19 protein-coding genes are annotated in these 17,210 nt (G+C 70.0%); 6 read left to right on the forward strand and 13 right to left on the reverse strand.

Annotation, left to right across the window (positions count from 1 at the left end; all coding sequences use genetic code 11):
- Positions 1 to 9: 9 nt before the first annotated feature.
- Positions 10 to 1,947: a hypothetical protein gene (locus tag ACQP2T_RS56670; RefSeq protein ID WP_433512992.1), complete on the reverse strand. Its 1,938-nt coding sequence runs from the start codon at positions 1,945 to 1,947 to the stop codon at positions 10 to 12.
- Between the two features lie 163 nt (positions 1,948 to 2,110).
- Between ACQP2T_RS56670 and ACQP2T_RS56675 the strand changes: the two genes are divergently transcribed.
- From ACQP2T_RS56675 to ACQP2T_RS56685, 3 genes are all read left to right on the forward strand, one after another.
- On the forward strand, positions 2,111 to 2,803 hold the full coding sequence (locus ACQP2T_RS56675) for a hypothetical protein (RefSeq protein WP_433512993.1): 693 nt from the start codon (positions 2,111 to 2,113) through the stop codon (positions 2,801 to 2,803).
- Positions 2,800 to 3,429 (forward strand): hypothetical protein, encoded by a 630-nt coding sequence (locus tag ACQP2T_RS56680; RefSeq protein ID WP_433512994.1) that lies wholly within the window; start codon positions 2,800 to 2,802, stop codon positions 3,427 to 3,429. The genes ACQP2T_RS56675 and ACQP2T_RS56680 overlap by 4 nt, the downstream gene beginning before the upstream one ends.
- 188 nt (positions 3,430 to 3,617) lie before the next feature.
- Positions 3,618 to 4,328 (forward strand): hypothetical protein, encoded by a 711-nt coding sequence (locus tag ACQP2T_RS56685; RefSeq protein ID WP_433512995.1) that lies wholly within the window; start codon positions 3,618 to 3,620, stop codon positions 4,326 to 4,328.
- Between the two features lie 43 nt (positions 4,329 to 4,371).
- On the opposite strand, the gene ACQP2T_RS56690 is transcribed toward ACQP2T_RS56685, so the two are convergent.
- On the reverse strand, positions 4,372 to 5,631 hold the full coding sequence (locus tag ACQP2T_RS56690) for a hypothetical protein (RefSeq protein WP_433512996.1): 1,260 nt from the start codon (positions 5,629 to 5,631) through the stop codon (positions 4,372 to 4,374).
- A 223-nt stretch (positions 5,632 to 5,854) separates the two neighbouring features.
- On the opposite strand from ACQP2T_RS56690, the gene ACQP2T_RS56695 reads away from it, so the two are divergent.
- On the forward strand, positions 5,855 to 6,409 hold the full coding sequence (locus tag ACQP2T_RS56695; RefSeq protein ID WP_433512997.1) for a helix-turn-helix domain-containing protein: 555 nt from the start codon (positions 5,855 to 5,857) through the stop codon (positions 6,407 to 6,409).
- Between the two features lie 101 nt (positions 6,410 to 6,510).
- Here the strand turns inward: ACQP2T_RS56695 and ACQP2T_RS56700 are convergent, their stop codons facing one another.
- The 11 genes from ACQP2T_RS56700 to ACQP2T_RS56750 all read right to left on the reverse strand — a co-directional run bounded on the left by ACQP2T_RS56700 (position 6,511) and on the right by ACQP2T_RS56750 (position 12,698).
- Positions 6,511 to 7,263 carry a methylated-DNA--[protein]-cysteine S-methyltransferase gene (locus tag ACQP2T_RS56700; RefSeq protein ID WP_433512998.1) on the reverse strand — a complete coding sequence of 251 codons (753 nt, stop codon included), beginning with the start codon at positions 7,261 to 7,263 and terminating at the stop codon, positions 6,511 to 6,513.
- The gene (locus ACQP2T_RS56705) at positions 7,260 to 7,820 is read right to left on the reverse strand and encodes an RNA polymerase sigma factor (protein WP_433512999.1); all 561 of its coding nucleotides are present in this window, start codon (positions 7,818 to 7,820) and stop codon (positions 7,260 to 7,262) included. The genes ACQP2T_RS56700 and ACQP2T_RS56705 overlap by 4 nt, the downstream gene beginning before the upstream one ends.
- Before the next feature lie 293 nt (positions 7,821 to 8,113).
- Entirely contained in the window at positions 8,114 to 8,440 is a 327-nt protein-coding gene (locus tag ACQP2T_RS56710) for a DUF1416 domain-containing protein (RefSeq protein ID WP_433513000.1), read from the reverse strand.
- Entirely contained in the window at positions 8,440 to 9,279 is an 840-nt protein-coding gene (locus ACQP2T_RS56715; RefSeq protein ID WP_433513001.1) for a sulfurtransferase, read from the reverse strand. Before ACQP2T_RS56715 ends, ACQP2T_RS56710 begins: the two co-directional genes overlap by 1 nt.
- The gene (locus tag ACQP2T_RS56720; protein WP_433513002.1) at positions 9,276 to 9,707 is read right to left on the reverse strand and encodes a DUF4395 domain-containing protein; all 432 of its coding nucleotides are present in this window, start codon (positions 9,705 to 9,707) and stop codon (positions 9,276 to 9,278) included. The genes ACQP2T_RS56715 and ACQP2T_RS56720 overlap by 4 nt, the downstream gene beginning before the upstream one ends.
- A 61-nt stretch (positions 9,708 to 9,768) precedes the next feature.
- The gene (locus ACQP2T_RS56725) at positions 9,769 to 9,852 is read right to left on the reverse strand and encodes a putative leader peptide (RefSeq protein WP_350668905.1); all 84 of its coding nucleotides are present in this window, start codon (positions 9,850 to 9,852) and stop codon (positions 9,769 to 9,771) included.
- 32 nt (positions 9,853 to 9,884) lie between these two features.
- On the reverse strand, positions 9,885 to 10,328 hold the full coding sequence (locus tag ACQP2T_RS56730) for a TlpA family protein disulfide reductase (protein WP_357958167.1): 444 nt from the start codon (positions 10,326 to 10,328) through the stop codon (positions 9,885 to 9,887).
- 28 nt (positions 10,329 to 10,356) lie between these two features.
- Positions 10,357 to 11,160 carry an anti-sigma factor family protein gene (locus tag ACQP2T_RS56735; RefSeq protein ID WP_433519969.1) on the reverse strand — a complete coding sequence of 268 codons (804 nt, stop codon included), beginning with the start codon at positions 11,158 to 11,160 and terminating at the stop codon, positions 10,357 to 10,359.
- Entirely contained in the window at positions 11,160 to 11,708 is a 549-nt protein-coding gene (locus ACQP2T_RS56740; protein ID WP_433519970.1) for a sigma-70 family RNA polymerase sigma factor, read from the reverse strand. Before ACQP2T_RS56740 ends, ACQP2T_RS56735 begins: the two co-directional genes overlap by 1 nt.
- Position 11,709: 1 nt before the next feature.
- Entirely contained in the window at positions 11,710 to 12,375 is a 666-nt protein-coding gene (locus tag ACQP2T_RS56745; protein ID WP_433513003.1) for an LmeA family phospholipid-binding protein, read from the reverse strand.
- A 71-nt stretch (positions 12,376 to 12,446) separates the two neighbouring features.
- Positions 12,447 to 12,698: a MoaD/ThiS family protein gene (locus ACQP2T_RS56750; RefSeq protein ID WP_433519971.1), complete on the reverse strand. Its 252-nt coding sequence runs from the start codon at positions 12,696 to 12,698 to the stop codon at positions 12,447 to 12,449.
- 175 nt (positions 12,699 to 12,873) lie between these two features.
- Between ACQP2T_RS56750 and ACQP2T_RS56755 the strand changes: the two genes are divergently transcribed.
- Together ACQP2T_RS56755 and ACQP2T_RS56760 are read left to right on the forward strand one after the other, a co-directional pair.
- The gene (locus ACQP2T_RS56755) at positions 12,874 to 13,560 is read left to right on the forward strand and encodes a response regulator transcription factor (protein ID WP_357958170.1); all 687 of its coding nucleotides are present in this window, start codon (positions 12,874 to 12,876) and stop codon (positions 13,558 to 13,560) included.
- Positions 13,561 to 13,797: 237 nt separating this feature from the next.
- On the forward strand, positions 13,798 to 17,148 hold the full coding sequence (locus tag ACQP2T_RS56760) for a tetratricopeptide repeat protein (protein WP_433513004.1): 3,351 nt from the start codon (positions 13,798 to 13,800) through the stop codon (positions 17,146 to 17,148).
- Positions 17,149 to 17,210: the final 62 nt, after the last annotated feature.

Consider the following 17,210-nt stretch of genomic DNA (forward strand, 5'->3'; position numbering starts at 1 on the left):
TTTGCCATGTCATTGCCTGTCCTTGCGCCAGTCCAGGCGTGGCGGCGGCGGGCCGAGGTTCGGTGGCGGCTCTCCGTCGCCGTCTCCGCCCTTGCCGTCGATCGCGAGTACGGCCTCGCGGACGTCGTCCAGCTCGCCGAGCGTGGTCTTGGGAAATGTGAGGATGGCCGGGTTCGCGTCGGCCAGCCGGACCCGGCGGCCCTGCGCGGTCGCGTCGGTGACGATCACGGACGTCGTGGGCAGTTGCTGGAGCTGGTGCGGCTCGACGAGGAACTCGCGCGAGCGCTGCAGCACCCGCTCCTTCTCGGCGATCTTGTCGGCCGTCCTGCCCCACTCCGTGGACTCCACGAGGTCCTCCGCGAGGTCCGTACGGTTGTCGTCACGCTCCTCCGTGGCGTCCTCGACCTGGGAGATCGTGGAGGTGTAGCCGCCGTCGAGGCGGGGGATCGAGTCGCTGATCGTCTCGGTGAGCTGGGCCAGCTCCAGCCGGTGCTCGGTGCCGACGTGCTCACTGGCGACCCGGGCGTCCTCGGCGTTGCCGAGCCGCATGAACGCCACCGCGGCGTGGCCCCTGCCGAGCCGCTCCCGCACGGTCGGGGTCAGACTCCGGTACGTCAGCACCAGGCCGGTCCTGGACGTCTCACAGGCGTCCATGAGCCGGTCCAGCACGTCGCCACGGAGCTTGTCGGCCCCCGCCACGATGATCGTGTGATACCAGGGCCGGTCGGCGGCGGGCGACTGGCGCAGGATGTGCGTGAGCGCGGTGGCCACGTAGGTGCCGAGCACCCGGTTGCCGAACACCCCGGCCTGCCGGTCCATGCTCACCACCCGCAGCCTGGCCGGCGGCAGCCGTACGGCCTCCGTGCCGAGTGTCTCCAGCTTGCGCAGCTGGGACTCCAGCGCCCAGGCCCGCTCGATCACCACGCGGTCGCTGACGCCCCGCCCGAACAGCGTGCCGATCCGTTCGAGCTGCGTCGCCGTGATCAGCCCGAACCTCAGGTCGTCGCGCGGGTCGCCGACCTGGGCGAGGGCCCGCAGCGCGGCGGTGACCTGGTTGATCGTGGCGTTCTCGCCGAGCACCTCCAGCACCCGCTCCAGGATCGCGTTGTCGAAGCTGAGGTCGCGCGTGGTGCGGTGCTCCTCGCTCACGCTGACCACGTGGGCGAGCACGTCGGCGAACGCCTCGGGCTTCAGCGTCGCGCCCAGGTCCAGCCGGGGCAGGTCCGTCGGCAGCACCCAGACCAGCGGGTCGTCGCCGCCCCGGCGGGCCAGCTCGATCAGGTCCTTGGCGATCGCCCCCTCGGACAGGTCGAGCACGGTGAGGTGACCGCCGCTGTAGAGGCGGGTGGCGCCGAGCAGGGTGATCAGCGCCGACCAGCCGGGCAGCGTGCCGCCCGCCACATCGATGCGGTCGATCTCGTCGGGGACGGCGACGGCGTACCAGGTGAGCTGGCGGTCGTGGCGTTCCTTGACCTCCTGCCACTCGCGGTAGCGCTGGGCGTGCTCCTCCTGCGCGCGGAACAGCTCTTTGTCACGTTCCCGTCGCTGCCGGTCGTCGCGGGCCTGCTGCTCGCTCACCCGGTAGCGGACCGCCCGGTCACCCTGTACGAGCGCGTAGCTGCAGATGATCGCCACGCCGCCGGCCGCGACCAGACCCAGCAGCGCGAACGACCACTGCAGGTAACCGGCGACGGCCAGCCCGAGTATCAGCACGGTGAGGATGACCATGAACACCCTGAACACCCGCACGGGCCGGTTGAGCAGGTCCTGCTGGAAGCGTTCGCGGCGCAGCAACTCGTGGTCGGCCTCCGCGGAGGCGGCCTCCCCTTCGCCAGGCGAGGGGCGCTTGGGCGGCGGTCCCGGATCGGGGTGCAGCAAGATGTACTGCCAGCCCAGGTAGATGCGGTCCGCCTGGAGCTGCGCATGCTCGGGATGCACGTCCGCCACGTGACCCTCCGGCCGCGATATGTCGTTAGTGGGGGCTGACCCTCCGCTCCGTGACAGCGTATGAGCTAGACCCCCTGCTGCGGCAGGGTTCTCGGCAATTAGACCAGCCAGATGGGAGGCTAGCGGCAGATGGGGCAAGCGTGACCTATTACCATCCTTACCCATGACGGAACCCTCCGGCGGCAGCAACAAGCCCAAACGCCCGGTAGTGGTGCCGGCAGTGGCCCTGGTGGCAGTCACCGCCCTCGGCATCACCGCCCTGCTCGGCGGTTTCGCCGAGGTTCCCGATCCGGCCCCGCCCCAATACGGGGAGGGGGCGGTGCTCGACCAGGGGCAGTTCAGTACGCAGTTCGTGACGGCGAAGGTGGCCACGCAGAAGGCCAAGGCCGACTGGGATACCGACAAACGCTTCGTGGAGCTGACCTTCAAGGTGACGAACCAGGGCAAGGCCACGGCCATGGTCGGCCTTCCGCCCAGCAAGCCGGAGGGCTCGATCTCGGCGACGAGCTTCGCCGGGTCGCTGGTCAAGGTGACCCCGCAGGTTCAGGCGAAGGGTGTGCCGACGGTCTACAGCCTGTCGAAGAACGCGCAGAGCGGCCAGCTTCAGCCGGGCGTCCCGACCACGGTCATCCTCCGCTACGACCTGGACGGCGCGGCGAAGCCTCCGGAGAGGGTGACCCTGGACGTAGCGGGCTTCGAATACGAGCCGGGCTTCAACGACCCGACCTTCCACTGGACCCTGATCTCCGAAGAGACCGACTCGGAAGAGTCCGGCTCAGGAGTGCCCGGCAACGGACGGCGTCCCGTCGTCCAGGCCCAGGTGACGCTCCCGGTGCACGGCGCGGAGGCGACATGACCGCCACCGCGCCTCGCCGCCCGCCCGGCCGCCGCTCCCGCGCTCGCCGGCAGGGCGGCTCGCGCGTGCTCGGCGCCCTCGTCGGCCTGGTGCTGCTGGGCGGCGCCGTCGGCCTCCAGACGCGCAACCTGACTCCGAACGAGATGGACGCCCCCATCACCACCGTCGGCGCGAAGGGCCAGGAGGTGAACACGGGCAGGTTCGCGGTCCGGGTCAACTCGGTCACCGTGGCGCGGGCCGTACAGGGCGCGAGCGGGAAGGTGGAGACCGAGCAGCTCTTCCTGATCGTCCAGGCGTCCGCGACCTCCGCCACCAAACCCCTGCACCTGGGCACCCCCACGCTGCTGACCCCGGACGGCGTCAGCTACGACGCCACGGACAAGATCGAGGCATCCGAGACGCTGGCCAACCCCTGGGTACAGCCGGGCTTCTGGGTCAACGGCAACTTCGTCTTCGAGATCCCCGATTCGGCGCTCGAAGGCGCGCGGGTCGTGTTCAAGCTGCCCGGATCGGCACTGGTCGAGCCGTTCGAGCCGGAGGCCGAGGTCGATCTGGGCATCGACGGCCCGGCAGCGGCCCGGTTCAAGTCAGCACCCAGCGACGTCTACATCCTGAAGAAGAGCTGATGAGCACAGACGACCGCGGCTGGTTCTCTCCCCCGGCCGGCCAGAACGCGGACCAGCCCCAGGCGCCGCCTCCGTCTCAGCCGCAACCTCGATCTCCGAGGCCGCGGCCGCGGCGGCGCCGTTCGGCCGCCACTCGGGTGGTCCCTCCCGATCAGCAGGTGTGGCCGCCCAAGCGGACGGAACCCTCGGTGGACACCTCCACCCAGCCGATCCCGGCCATCCCCAGTGCGGGGCCGCTTCCCCGGCCGTCCGTCCCACCCCTCCCTGTCGTCCCGCCTCCTCCTGAGGAACCGGCGGCTCCGGTCGCCGCCGAGGTGCCGGTCGCCGTGGCCCCGCCGCCGCCGCGCCGACGCCGGCCCGTGCTGACGGCGCTCGGAGCCGTGGCCGCGCTGGTCGTGGCGGTCGGGGCGACGACGTACGACCGCTATCACGTCTATCTGGTCAGATCAGGGCAGAGTCCGGCCAAGCAGGAGCAGGTCGTACCGGCGGGGCAGTCCGTCACGGTCAAGCACGTCAGCTGGAAGGCCACGATGGAGGCCGTGCCGCAGATCCCCGGCAGCAAGCCCCAGCCGGGGTCGGCCTACATAAAGATCGAAATCGCCCGGTCGGCCGTCGACGCGGATGGCGCGGTCAAGACGGCCAAGCCCAAGGACCTGTTCGTGACGGATCGACAGGGCCGTACGTGGGTGGCCCTGGTCGGCAACGACACGACACCGGCCGAGAAGATGGAGGTCGGCGAGTCGTACCAGATGACGGCCTACGCCCGGGTGCCGCCCGCGCAGGCGGCCGAGGTCGAGCTGCTGCTCACGCCGAGCAACTATCGCTCGGACATCCCCACGGCCCAGCTCATGACCGCGAAGACGGAACCGGAGCTGGACGTGCTGCGCTTCAAGCGCTGACGCTCCGACCGGCCGGGTGCGGCACGTCAGGGCGTGCGGCGCGTCAGACGTTGACGCCCATCCGGCCGCCTCGTACGGCGGGCGGTTCCGGCGTTTCGGGCGCCGGCGCCATCCGGCGGCCCCGCGTGGCCGCGATGTCGAACGCGGCGGCCAGCAGGGCCATGGTGAGGACCGTGACGAGCAGGTTCTTGACGAAGTCGACGGGGGTGCCGACGAGCATCCAGAGCCACTCCACCTTCGACCCGATCAGCGTCCGCACGCCGCGCATCGCGTACTCCGCGCCGACGTGCAGCGACACGTAGCACAGACACATCATCCCGAACAGCGCCACGCCGCCCGTCAGCGTCTGCCTGAAGGAGTTGGCCAGGGGGACCCAGCGCTCCTGGAAACCGCCGGTGATCCGCTCGACCGACTTCTGCGTGATCGAATGGGTCGAGTAGAGCTTGTCGATGCCCTTCTCGAAGCGCGTGTCGCGGACCATCGTGCGGGCGTCGTCGGCGTACGTACCGAAGACCAACACGGCTACCGTCAGCCAGGTGAGCGGGATGAAGACACCCTCCACGATGTACGGCCAGATCTCACCGACCGCTCCCCAGAACGCCTGCCAGCCGGGGATGCTCTGCTCGGCCTGGGTCACGAGCTCACCCGAGGCGGAGATGGCGAGGCGGTGCGAGACCCAGTCGGAGCGCGCGTTGGCCAGCACGAAGGTGGCGTTCAGGCCGAAGAACACGAAGGCGAACTCGGACAGGGCGGTGCCCAGCCCCGAGACCTTCCCGTCGCCCCGCTCCACCATTCTGCTGAACAGCGCGCGCAGCAGGAACGCCACCGCCATCAGGCCGAGCGAGATCCGCCAGTCGAGGTCGATGAGCCCCCGCCCGACCGTGCTGCTCCTGCCGAGGAAGCTGTCGCTGAAGAAGTCGTCGATGTTGTGCAGGAAGTCCGTCTGTACGAATTCCCGGGCGTCCTCGACGTGGAACCCCCAGGTCAGGTAGATGACCGCGAAGGCGGGGGCGACGCGGTTCATGGAGACCCAGTAGCGCTCGTCCTCCTCGCCCCCCGCCCGCCGGGCGTTGATCTCCCAGAGCGCGCCGCGTACCGACCACAGCATGCCCGCGGTGATCGTCATCGACGCCATGACGATGAGCGTCAGCACCGCGATGGTCGCGACCAGGCGGAGCTGCCGGGCGTCTCCATGAGAGATCTCCGTACCGAGGTACAGCAACCCGAAGCGCACCGCCTGACCGGCCGAGAACCAGGCGATCAGCGGTAGCGCGCACTTTCCGGCGATGCGTAGAGCGTGCAAGGGCAGAGAGAACGGCGACGGCATCGGTCCCGGAACGGACACAGGCCGGGACGGGGCCATCACTCCTGACATCGCGGACACCCACGGGATCCTACCGACATGTCGAGACATGCGACTACCAGGCGTGATGATCGCCAATCATTCATGGCAAACCGCCGGGAGATAGCCACAACAGACCGGAGCGCCCGGAGCAATCCGGCGAGTTGTGGGGGAACATGGCGGCATGGAGGGACGGCCCGCGCTGGACACAGATCCGGTCATCGTCGGGCAACGAGTGCGGCTGCTGCGTCAGGCGGCGGGCGTCTCGCTGTCCGAGCTGGCCCGGCGCGCCGACATCGACCGGGAAACGCTGTCCGAGATCGAGGACGGCCTGCTCAAGCCGACGGCGGAGATGCTCTGGGCCATCACCGCGCAGCTCGGCGTGCCAATCGGCGCGATACTCGACACGCCGCCATCGCCGCAGGTCGTGCGCGGCACGGCGATCGAGGCCGCGCTGCTGGAGGTGTTCGAGGACGGGCGGGTGACCTATGAGCTCTATCGGCTGCGCATTCCGCCCGGCATCACCCAGACCTCCGCCGCGCATCTCGAAGGGGTGACCGAGCACCTCACGGTCTACGCCGGCACACTGATCGCGGGGCCGATGGACGCGCCGCTGACGGCGGGCCCCGGCCACCACATCTCGTGGCGCTCGGACGTCCCGCACGGCTACCGCGCGGTGCCCCCGGACGAGGTCAGAGCCTCACTGCTGATGCGCTACCCGACGGACGCCCAGACCTGACCCGGACACCCGTACCTGACGGGCGTTCAGGACGCGCGCTCAGGACGGGTGCCTCAGGGGGCCAGGGCGGGCGCTCAGGACGTGCATTCAGAACGGGCGCCTCAGGCGGCCAGGGCGGGCCGGCAGGTGCGGCAGGGCCGGTAACCGGCCTCCTGGGCCTGGGCGATGCTGCGGAAGCCGTGCCGGTGCGCGGCGGTGATGCGCCGGGCGTTGTGGCAGGTCGGGAAGCACACCACGCCGGTGGTGTCGCTGGCCAGGTAGAACACCCGCGCCCGCGCCAGCCGCCGCACCGCGTCCAGATCCACGCCCTCGGCCACCAGCAGCCGCTCCTTGGCTGCCGCCCCGAACACGTAGTCGCCCGCCACCCCGTCGGACCTGGTCACCCGGTGGCACGGGACGAGCAGTGGCACCGGGTTCGCGCCCAGCGCCGCGCCCACCGCGCGTACCGCCTTGGGCCTGCCGATCTGAGCCGCGATCCAGGCGTAGGGCCGTACCTCGCCCCTGGGGATCGTCCGGGCGGCCAGCAGGACGTCGCGCTGGAAGTCGCTCAGCCCCCGCAGGTCGAGCGCGACCCCCGAGGAGCGGCCGGTGCGCAGCGCGGGCAGCAGCCCGGCGGGCGGCCGGTCGGCGGGCAGCAGCGGACGTCCGGCCCGCGCCCTGAAGGCGGCGGCGAACCCGTCGCCCTGATGGACGTAGGCGATGCCCTGGCCGGTGAACGCGACGGACACCTCCCCGAGCGGGCTCGGCGCCGTCACCCAGCGCGCGGCGATCCGCTCGAGCAGCCCGTCGGGCGCGTCCGTGGCGAGCGCCGCGAGCCCGGCGAGCAGCGGGTCCCGGGTCAGGTCCTGGGTCATCGGACACCTCCAAGTGTGCGCAGTCGCCGCAGACCCCGTGACACATGCGATTTGACCGTGCCCTGCGGAATCCTGAGGACTGTGGCGATCTCACTGACCGGTAGATCGACGACATGCCTGAGCACCACGGCCACCCGCTGATCCTCCGGCAGCATGCCGAGCATTTCGGCGAGTTCGTCACCGGTCTCGTGCCGCACCGCCGCGTCCTCCACGCTCTCGCGTGGATCAACGGTATCGACCGGCTCCTCGCGCAGATCGGGTGGAGGCTTCCGGGACTTGGTACGGGCGCAGTTGCGCCAGATGTTCAGCAGGATCGTCAGGAGCCAGGCCCGCGGTTGCAGGGCGGCGATCCGTTCTCGGTCATAGCCGGCGACGGCACGGTAGGCACGCAAGAACGTCTCAGCGGTGAGGTCCTCGGCATCGGCCCACCGCCCGCTCAGCCGCAGGGCGGTCGAGAAGACCGCGCCGCGATACGCGCCGAACAGCTCGGCGAACCCTCCGTCGAGGTCGTCGAGCAGCGCCTTTCGCACCGGGTCGAGGCAGTCGATGTCACTCACACCAGGTACAACACCGCCGGGCCGGAATCCGTTGCACCCTTTGACCGGCCATGGTCTCACCGTCTCGTCACGGCGCCCGGCCCCGTGCGGGTCAGAGGCCGTACTCCTGGAGGCCACCGGCCCCGTGCGGCGGGTGGCGGCCTGCCGGGCTTGCCGTAACAGAAGGCCCGTCGTCTTCTCCCGCACCCCCGGAGGGGGGATCCCTCCAAAAGGACACCAGCCACCACGGACCCGGAAAGCAGAAAGCCCACGTCCAAGATCGGACGCAGGCCTTCTGCTAAATATTGCGCGGGTCAGACGGCGACAGCCAGCTGAGCCACTTCGCCCAGCTTCGCCTGGACCTTGACGTCACGCGTGACGCCGCCGCCGGCGATGATGCGCACCGTCCAGTCGCCAGGCGCGGCGAAGAAGCGGAACACGCCCTCGTCGGACACGACGACCTCGCCGGTGAACTCGCCGGAGTGGTCGAGCAGCCGCGCGTAGGCGGTGCCGGCGCCCGTCACGACGCCCTGGATCACGGACTGGGTGGACAGGTCGACCCCCGCGGGCAGCGCGATGGTCTGCTCCGGAGCTCCGCAACCCGGTGCGGTCTGTACGTTCTGGGCAGTCTGAGTGGTCATCAGCGGGCCTCCCCCAACTCGATCGGCACGCCCACGAGCGAGCCGTATTCGGTCCACGAACCGTCGTAGTTCTTCACGTTCGCCTGGTCGAGCAGCTCGTGCAGGACGAACCAGGTGTGCGCGGAACGCTCGCCGATGCGGCAGTAGGCGATCGTGTCCTTGTCGAAGTTGACCCCCGCCTCGCCGTAGAGCGTGCGCAGGTCGTCGTCGGTCTTGAACGTGCCGTCGTCGTTGGCCGCCTTGGACCACGGGATGCTGCGAGCGGTGGGCACGTGGCCCGCGCGCTGCGCCTGCTCCTGCGGCAGGTGGGCCGGGGCGAGCAGCTTGCCGGTGAACTCGTCGGGAGAGCGGACGTCGACCAGGTTGAGCTTGCCGATCGCGGCGACCACGTCGTCGCGGAAGGCGCGGATGGACGTGTCCTGCTCCTGGGCCACGTAGGAGGTCTTGGCGCGCTGCGGCACGTCCTTGACCAGCTCGCGCGAGTCGAGCTCCCACTTCTTACGCCCACCGTCGAGCAGCTTGACGTTGTCGTGGCCGTAGAGCTTGAAGTACCAGTAGGCGTAGGCGGCGAACCAGTTGTTGTTTCCGCCATAGAGCACGATGGTGTCGTCGTTGGAGATGCCGCGCTCGGACAGCAGTGTCTCGAAGCCGGTCTTGTCCACGAAGTCACGGCGGACCGGGTCCTGAAGGTCCTTCTGCCAATCGACCTTCACGGCGCCACGGATGTGGCCCTTGTCATAGGCGCTGGCGTCTTCGTCAACCTCGACGAGAACGACGCCGGGGGTGTCGAGGTTGGCCTCGACCCATTCGGCATCCACCAGGACGGCGGAGCGGCTCATTGGGGAACCTCCAATTTGGCGGCGGGCAGTAGTCGGCGAATCAGCAGGTACGTTTCGCAGCCGAGGCAGAATCCGAAGGCTGCGTTGAGGAAGGCGGCGAGGAGTGCCGCGGCCGTGGCCACGAGGGCGAGCGGCGTGATCCCGGTGAGGTATCCGACCAGACCCACGACCGCGAAGCCGAGCCCGACACCCTGCGCGAAGCGGGGTGGGCGGGCGTCCTCCGTCTCCCTGGGAGCGCTCTTGACGAGCGCCTTGAAGAGCACCACGTAAGGCGAGCGCCCTGCCACGCCGAGTGCGAACACCAGCGCCTGGGCGGCCAGCAGCACTAGGGCAGCCGTCAGCCAGGCGCTCCCCGTCACCAGGACGATGGCGAGGATCGCAGTCGTGATGGCCGCGCTGAAACGCAACGCTCTAGGGTCGGCACGCATCGAAGGATGCTCCTGAAGGGGGTCGGGTTGGGGCGGATCGGAAGTCCGCGCGAGACCGTCCTCAGGCAGCGCGACAGAGCGCGGTGGCTACGCGGCAGAAATCAACCGCGCGCCGCTTCGTCAGCAGCTCTGTCGATGGGTTCATGGCAAGGACACTACTCGCCGTCTCGGCATCTGTCACATCTCGTCCGCGTTCTGAGACGAAACGTGGGACACTGCCCCCGCCAAAGCAGCGAGGACGTCCGCTTTGCGCGGCTGGCCAGACGCCTTTTTCACGATATTTCCGGCGCTGTCGAGGATCAGGACCGTTGGCGTGCGCATGATGTCGAGCCGCCGGACGAGATCAAGCCGCGACTCGGCGTCGATCTCGACATGCGCCACCCCAGGCACGAGCCCACTGACGTCGGCCAGCACCCGCCGGGTCGCCCGGCACGGCTGGCAGAAGGCGGTCGAGAACTGTACGAGCGTCGCCCGTTCGCCCAGGTCGGCACCCAGGTCGGCGGTGGCCAGGCGGTCGTCCGCCCGAGCCGTGTCGCGCACCCTTCCGTCGCGGCGCAGTCGTACCACCCCGATCACCGAGCCGAGCGCCAGCGTCGCCAGCGCCACCCACAGTCCTGTCATCTCGTGGTGCAACCCCGGAGGGGACGCTTTACTTCCCCCTCGGGGCCGGGATCTTGACGAGCACCTTGCCGCCCGAGTCGACGACCTCGAACCTGGCGATGTCGTTCATCGGGATCCGGGTCTGGCGCGGGAAGACGGCCTTGTTCTCGTAGGTCTCCCGGCTGACCTTCCAGCTCGCGGTGGAGTCGGACACGCCGTCCTTGGCGAACACCACCAGCCGGCACGTCGTACCGATCGGCAGGCCACTGACGCGCACCGACAGTTTCGTCACGTCGCCGCCGGGGAAGGCCGTCACGCTCGCGTGATAGCCCTTGGCGGCGTTCTCGCCGGGGAACTCGCGGCCGGGCGCCGTCTGGCTCGCCGAGGGCCGCGGAGTCGGCCGCGCCTCGGACTTCTTGAGCCGCGCGTCGTTCGGCGCGGTGTCCTCTGCGGCGTACGGCGCGACCGCCTTGGACTCGACCTCCCCGGAGACGGCGGCGGGCTGGGCGGCGGACTGGGTGTGGTTCGCCTGCTGGGAGCCCATCCACACCGTGACGCCGACCGCCATCACCGCGACGGAGGCGGCCACGGTCAGCAGCGCGCGTCCCCTCCGGTGGCGCCGGGCGCGGGCGTTCAGCAGCCGGTCGAGCACCTGACGCGGGGGGCTGGAGACCAGGTCGACGTCGCGCTCCGACACCTTGCCGAGGAACGACGCGACGCCCTCCAGGTCGAGCAGCTCGGCACCGCACGCCTCGCAGGTCGCCAGGTGGGTGTCGATCTCCATCGCCTCGTCGGGGTCCAGCGCGCCGAGCGCGTGCGCGCCCAGTGCCAGCCGTACCTCCTCACACGTCATCACGGCGCCAGCCCTCGCTCCTCGAGCGCGAGCCGGAGCGCGCGCAGCGCGTAGTAGGTGCGTGACTTGACCGTGCCCGGCGGGATGCCCAGCGTGGCCGACGCCTCCTTCACCGATCTCCCCCGGTAGTAGACCTCCATCAGCACCTCACGGTGCTCGGGCCGCAGCGCGGCCAGCGCCTCGGCCACGGCCCATGACTCGACCGCCCGCTCCAGCTCGTCGTCCGCCGGCAGCACGGCGAGCGCCTCGTCGCCGGTCTCCGGCGGGCGCGCCTTGCGGGCGCGGTGCTGGTCCACGACGAGATTACGGGCGACGGTGAACAGCCAGGCACGTATCGGGCGGCCGGTGAGGGCGTCAGGATGCCGCCAAGCCCGCAGCAGCGTTTCCTGCACGACGTCCTCCGCCTGTCCCGTGTCGCCCGTGAGTCGCAGCACGTATCCGTAGAGTGGCCCAGCGTGCTCGTCGAAGAGGGTCTTGACCAGTTCCTCGTCGGCGGTGTCGGCTGCAGTCACACCCTCATCACGTACGGCGGGACCGACCGGTTCGATGTCATCCACGGAGTGGCACGTCAGACGCTTCGGCCGCGATCTCCAACCCGTCGGCCACGCTCTTCACTCCGGTCACCTTCACATCGAACGGGAGCTTCCCCTTGAACGGGATCGGGAAGGTCACGAACTTCGCGAGCGCGTCGGGCACACCTTGGATCTTCTCCGCCTGGAGCTTGATGCCGCCGTCGGTCACCTGGACACGCATCTCCGCGTTGAACTTCACCTTGTTCACCCCTACCGTCACCTCACCCGACGCGACGAGCCGCTGGCCGTTCCCGGAGATCTTGACGCCCTGCGGTGCGTACTTGTCGATCGTCGCCCTGGTCAGAGTGCCGTGGACGGTCAGGCGCCCGGCCCGGACGTTGGCTCTGTTCTGGAGCACGTCGGCCAGCGGGGCGGTCACGTCATAGGCGACGCCTTGCAGGTCCTTCACCGGAACTCCCCCGTAGGTGAGAGTGCCGAGATTGAACCGTACCTCTGGATAGCGGCCGGAGACCGCCTGTGTGAGAAATGGGATGCCCTCGATGGTCACCGTCGGCTGGGAGTCGAGGTCGGCCGCGGCGGCGATCCTGTTGGCCAGGTCGCGCTGCACTCCGGTGACCGCCACCCGGTCGACGACAGCGAGGAGAACGACCAGCACGATCAGGAAAACGATCAGTTTGCGCATCGGACATCCTGTCTCGCGGGGGATCATGAGCTTATCGACTGGAATGCCTCATGCCCTGGCCGAGCGCTCGATCACCCCCCGGCGAAGGGCGGCAGCACCTCGACCGTCGCTCCGTCGCCGAGGATCACCTCCTCGTGTGCCCGTTTGCCCACCGGCGAGCCGTCGACCAGGAACGACGAGCGGCTGACCACGCGAGCCAGTTCGGCACGATTTTGTGTGATTTTCGTCATGAGTTCACCAAGTGTGACCGCGTCGAACGGCTCCTCGGCGACTCCGGCCGCCTCTTTCGCGGCGGCCCAATAACGTACCTTTCCCGTGGCCATGGCCACCTCACATTCTTCTCGGCTCCATTGTGCGACCGCGTTAACGTCGGCGTTGCAGGGTTTGCGCTGTTCATCTGGTGGACGCGCAATGGACGCAAGCTTCGCGTGAGATATCCTCGCTTACAGGACCTGGGCGATGAAGCCCCCGGGTCCTTGTGTGTTTGAGGAGGCCGATATGAGCAACCTGCTCCTGCTGACCAACGCCCTCGAGCCATCGGCCGAGGTGCTGCCGGCCCTGGGGTTGCTGCTCCACTCGGTCCGCGTCTCGCCCGCCGAGGCGTCCGCGCTGATCGACACGCCGCCCGCCGACGCCGTTCTGGTCGACGCCCGAAAGGAGTTGGTGCAGGCCAAAAGCCTGTGCCGGCTGATCCGCACGACGGGGATCGACTGCCCGCTGCTGGTGGTCGTCACCGAGGGTGGGCTGGCGGCCATGACCGCCGAGTGGGGGGTCGACGACGTGCTGCTGGAGAGCGCGGGGCCGGCCGAGGTGGAGGCGCGGCTGCGGATGGCCGTCGGCCGTACGACTCAGGCCGAGGATGTTCCGGACGAGATTCGCAGTGGTGATCTGTCCATTGATGAGGCGACATATACGGCGCGGCTGCGGGGGCGGGTGCTCGACCTGACGTTCAAGGAGTTCGAGCTGCTGAAATACCTCGCGCAGCATCCGGGCCGCGTGTTCACCCGCGCCCAGCTGCTGCAGGAGGTGTGGGGTTACGACTACTTCGGGGGCACCCGGACCGTCGACGTGCACGTCCGGCGGCTGCGCGCGAAGCTGGGCACCGAGTACGAGTCGCTGATCGGCACGGTCCGCAACGTGGGCTACCGCTTCGTCCCCGACCGCACCGACCCGGCCCACGTCTGATCCCGCACAGTTGACATGTGACGGCCCCAAGGTTCCACTGATGTGACAGGGCGGCCCTCGGCCGTCGTGTCGCTGTCATGTCGTGTGGGCTGTTTCGGTCGTGGACACCGCCGTCCCGAGAGGGGTGGTGTCGGGGTGGGGATCTTCCGGTCGCTGGTCGAAGAAGGCGCGCGGCCCCGAATCTTTCGGCGTAACGAGAGCATTTGTTCTGCATTTCGGCCGAGCAACCGAGTATTTGTGATCGATTATGGCTATGCGCGGGAGTATTTAGCGGGCGGCGAGCGCGACGGCATTCACGATCTGCGGGCCGACGGCGATCTCGTCGGGGAATTGGCGTTCTGGAGTCCGGGCGAACGGGTGCGGATCGACGCGCTGACCGAGGTACGCGCCTGGTCCATCGACGTACGGACATTGCGCGAGCACGCCGCGGCCAATACGGCGGTGGCCATGGCCCTGGTGCAGGAACTGTTCGCCAGAGACGTCGCCGCTCGCCGCCACGAGGCGCTGGCCCGGGCGCCCGTCGCCGCGCGGCTGGCCGTGTGGCTGCTGCACCTGGACGAGCGTTACGGGCTCGCCGGCGAGTCGGCGCCGCCCCTGTCCATGGAGACGCTGGCCGACCTGGTGGGCAGCGCGCCCGATGTGGTGCAGCGGCAGCTCACCCGATGGGTACGGCAGGGCTGGCTGGTCAGGCCCGGCTACCGGCGGCTGCGGATCGCCGACGCGGCGGCGTTGCGGGGCGTCGCCGGGGCCTGGGAGCACTTGTCCGCTCCCTGGGAGGGGCGGGTCACACCGTTCCTGACCCGGCCGGGTGCGCCGGCCGGGCCGCTGCCCGCCGGGGAGGTGCCCCGGCCCGCTCAGCTGCCCGCCGACGTGTCCGACTTCACCGGGCGGCAGCAGAGCCTCGATCTGCTCACCTCGTGGCTGGACCGGACGCGCCGCCCGAACACGATGGTCGTACAGGGGCTTCCCGGCGTGGGGAAGACGGCGCTCGTGACGCGCTGGGCGCACCAGCAGGCGGCCCGCTTCCCCGACGGGCAGATCGTGATCGACCTGCGCGGGCAGTCCCCCAGTCAGCCACCCATGACCCCGGCCGAGGCACTCGGGCAGATCCTGCGCTCGCTCGGCGTCGGCGAGCACATGCCCGCCGCCGACGAGGCCGAGTTGATGCTGCTCTATCGCAGCCGGCTGGCGGGGCGGAAGCTGCTGCTCATCCTGGACAACGCCGCCGACCCGGCCCAGGTACGGGCGCTGCTGCCCGGCAGCAAGGACTGCGCGGTGCTGGTGACCAGCAGGACCAGGATGGCCCCGCTGCGCGCGACCGGCCACGCCGACCTGATGGACCTGTCCGTCCTCGATCCGGGCAACGCCGTCGCGCTGCTGGTCGCGGTGCTCGGCGAGGAGTCGCCTCGGGCCGCCGACCGCGACGCGCTGGCCGAGCTGGCCAGGGTCTGCTCCTACCATCCGTTCGCGCTGCGCATCTCGGCGGCCAAGCTCGCCGAGGACCCCGGGCTGAGCGTCGAGTCGCGCGTACACGAGCTGCGCGGGCCCGACCAGCGGCAACCGCTGTCCGGCGATCCGGAGGACGCCTTCCGGTCCGCGCTCGACCTGGCCTACGAGTCGCTGTCTCCGCCGCAGCGGCGCGCGTTCCGGCACGTCGGGCTGCTGCCCGGCCGGGACTTCACGCCCGAGGTGCTGGCCGCCGCGCTCGGCGGCTCCGTCAGCGAAGCGGTGATCGCGGTCGAGGGGCTGCACCGGGCGTACCTGGTGGAGCCGATGGCCGAGACCCGCTATCGCGTGCACGACCTGGTCAAGCGGCTGGCCAGGGAGCTGGGCCGGCACGCGGAGGCGGGCGTGCGCGAGGCCAGGGTCCGGCTGCTCGACCACTACCTGGGCATGGCGACCGATCCGGGCACGCCGCGCGCGTGGTTCGAGGCCGAGCGCCGTTCGCTGGTCTCGGTCGTACGGCTGGCGGAGGAGACCGGCGCGCACCACGCCGCCTGGCGGCTGGCCGAGGCGGTGTTCGAGCCGTTCAGGCGGCTGCGCTACTACCAGAACGACCTGGAGATCCAGCAGATCGGGCTCGACTCGGCGGCGCGGATCGGCGACCGGCGGGCGATCGCGCTGATGCGCAGCCATCTCGGCTCGATCTACCGCGACATCGGCCCCTCCACGCAGGCCGCCCGCCACATCGGCGAGGCGCTGTCCGACTTCACCTCGCTCGGTGACCGCGAGGGCCGGGCCCGCGCCCTGAACGACCTGGCCGAGGTACACGGCATCGCCGGCAACAGCGGCGCCGCGCTCAAGTGCGCGGACGAGGCCCTGGAGCTCTACCAGGAGATCGGCGACCTGGCCGGGGTCGCCGACTGCCTGCACTCGCTGTCGCGGCTGCACCTGTCCCAGGAACGGCACGAGCTCGCGCTGCACCACGCCGGGCAGGCGCTGGAGGTACGCGAGCAGCTCGGCGACCCGCACGGCACCGCGCAGAGCCTGATCATCCTGGCCCGCGTACAGCACCACCTGGGCGAGCCGAACGCGGCCCTGTCGGAGGGGCTGGAGGCGCTGGCGATCTGCCACGACCTGGGCGACGAGCACAGCGAGGCCGAGACGCTGCTCTGTCTGGCCGAGATCTACGACTCGCTCCGGCTGCCGGACGACGCGCAGCGCGACGCCGAGCGGGCCCTGGCCGGGTACACGGCCACCGGCGACCAGCACGGCTGCGGCCGGGCCCTGTGCACGCTGGGGCGCATCGCGCGCAACGGCTCCCGATACGACGAGGCCCTCGAACACTACGAGCAAGCACTTGCCGTACAGCGGGAGCTCCATCACGAGCAGGGACGGGCGGAGACGCTCGGCGACATCGGGCTGGTGCACTGGCGGCTGGCCGACTACCTGCGCGCCGACGACTACCTCAACCAGGCGCTCGCGATCAGCCGGGAGATCCACGACCTGCCGGTCGAGGCACGGATGCTCAACCGGCTGGCGCGGGTACGGCGGCGTCAGGGGTTGCCGCAGGTGGGGTTCGTGCACGCGCTGGAGGCGCTGGACCTGGTCCAGGGCATGGGCAACCGCCGGGCCGAGGCCGACGTCCAGGAGACGCTGGCCTACACGTACCTGTCGCTCGACCGGCACCAGGACGCGCTGCGCGCCGCCAAGGCGTCGCTGGCGATCAGGGAGGAGCTGCGCGACAACAAGGCCAGCTCGCTGCTGTCGATCGCGCAGGCCATGCTCGTCGCGGGCAAGCCGGCCGCCGCGCTCGGGTACGCCAGGGAGACGGTCGAGTTGCAGAACGAGAGCGGCACCAGGGACCGCTGGGCGGCGGCGCTCACCACGCTGGCCATGATCCTGCTGGACCTGGACCGGCCCGTGGAGGCGCTGACGTTCGCGTCGCAGGCCAGGGACGTGCATATCGTCTCCGGCACCCGGCGCGACCTGGGCTGCGCGCTGCGGGCCATCGGCCTGATCGCCCACCGGGTCGGGGACCGCGCGGAAGCCGTGGCCCACCTGAGGGAGGCGGTACGCATCCTGGAAGAGGTGGGCGACGTCTTCGAGCTCAAGAAGGCCACCGCAGAACTCCGCCAAATGTCGTAAATTTCGCGACCTGAGGTCGCAGATCTTGACCGGCTCCCTGCCGTTAGCTGGTGCTACCAGCT

The sequence above is a fragment of the Nonomuraea sp. CA-143628 genome (assembly GCF_050942315.1).
Taxonomy (GTDB): Bacteria; Actinomycetota; Actinomycetes; order Streptosporangiales; family Streptosporangiaceae; genus Nonomuraea.

Coding starts and splice junctions, on each gene's coding strand:
- ACQP2T_RS56675 (WP_433512993.1), top strand. CDS start 2,111: ATGACGGAACCCTCCGGCGGCAGCAACAAGCCCAAACGCCCGGTAGTG.
- ACQP2T_RS56680 (WP_433512994.1), top strand. CDS start 2,800: ATGACCGCCACCGCGCCTCGCCGCCCGCCCGGCCGCCGCTCCCGCGCT.
- ACQP2T_RS56695 (WP_433512997.1), top strand. CDS start 5,855: ATGGAGGGACGGCCCGCGCTGGACACAGATCCGGTCATCGTCGGGCAA.
- ACQP2T_RS56700 (WP_433512998.1), bottom strand. CDS start 7,263: ATGACCCAGGACCTGACCCGGGACCCGCTGCTCGCCGGGCTCGCGGCG.
- ACQP2T_RS56710 (WP_433513000.1), bottom strand. CDS start 8,440: ATGACCACTCAGACTGCCCAGAACGTACAGACCGCACCGGGTTGCGGA.
- ACQP2T_RS56715 (WP_433513001.1), bottom strand. CDS start 9,279: ATGAGCCGCTCCGCCGTCCTGGTGGATGCCGAATGGGTCGAGGCCAAC.
- ACQP2T_RS56720 (WP_433513002.1), bottom strand. CDS start 9,707: ATGCGTGCCGACCCTAGAGCGTTGCGTTTCAGCGCGGCCATCACGACT.
- ACQP2T_RS56725 (WP_350668905.1), bottom strand. CDS start 9,852: ATGAACCCATCGACAGAGCTGCTGACGAAGCGGCGCGCGGTTGATTTC.
- ACQP2T_RS56730 (WP_357958167.1), bottom strand. CDS start 10,328: ATGACAGGACTGTGGGTGGCGCTGGCGACGCTGGCGCTCGGCTCGGTG.
- ACQP2T_RS56735 (WP_433519969.1), bottom strand. CDS start 11,160: ATGACGTGTGAGGAGGTACGGCTGGCACTGGGCGCGCACGCGCTCGGC.
- ACQP2T_RS56745 (WP_433513003.1), bottom strand. CDS start 12,375: ATGCGCAAACTGATCGTTTTCCTGATCGTGCTGGTCGTTCTCCTCGCT.
- ACQP2T_RS56750 (WP_433519971.1), bottom strand. CDS start 12,698: ATGGCCACGGGAAAGGTACGTTATTGGGCCGCCGCGAAAGAGGCGGCC.
- ACQP2T_RS56755 (WP_357958170.1), top strand. CDS start 12,874: ATGAGCAACCTGCTCCTGCTGACCAACGCCCTCGAGCCATCGGCCGAG.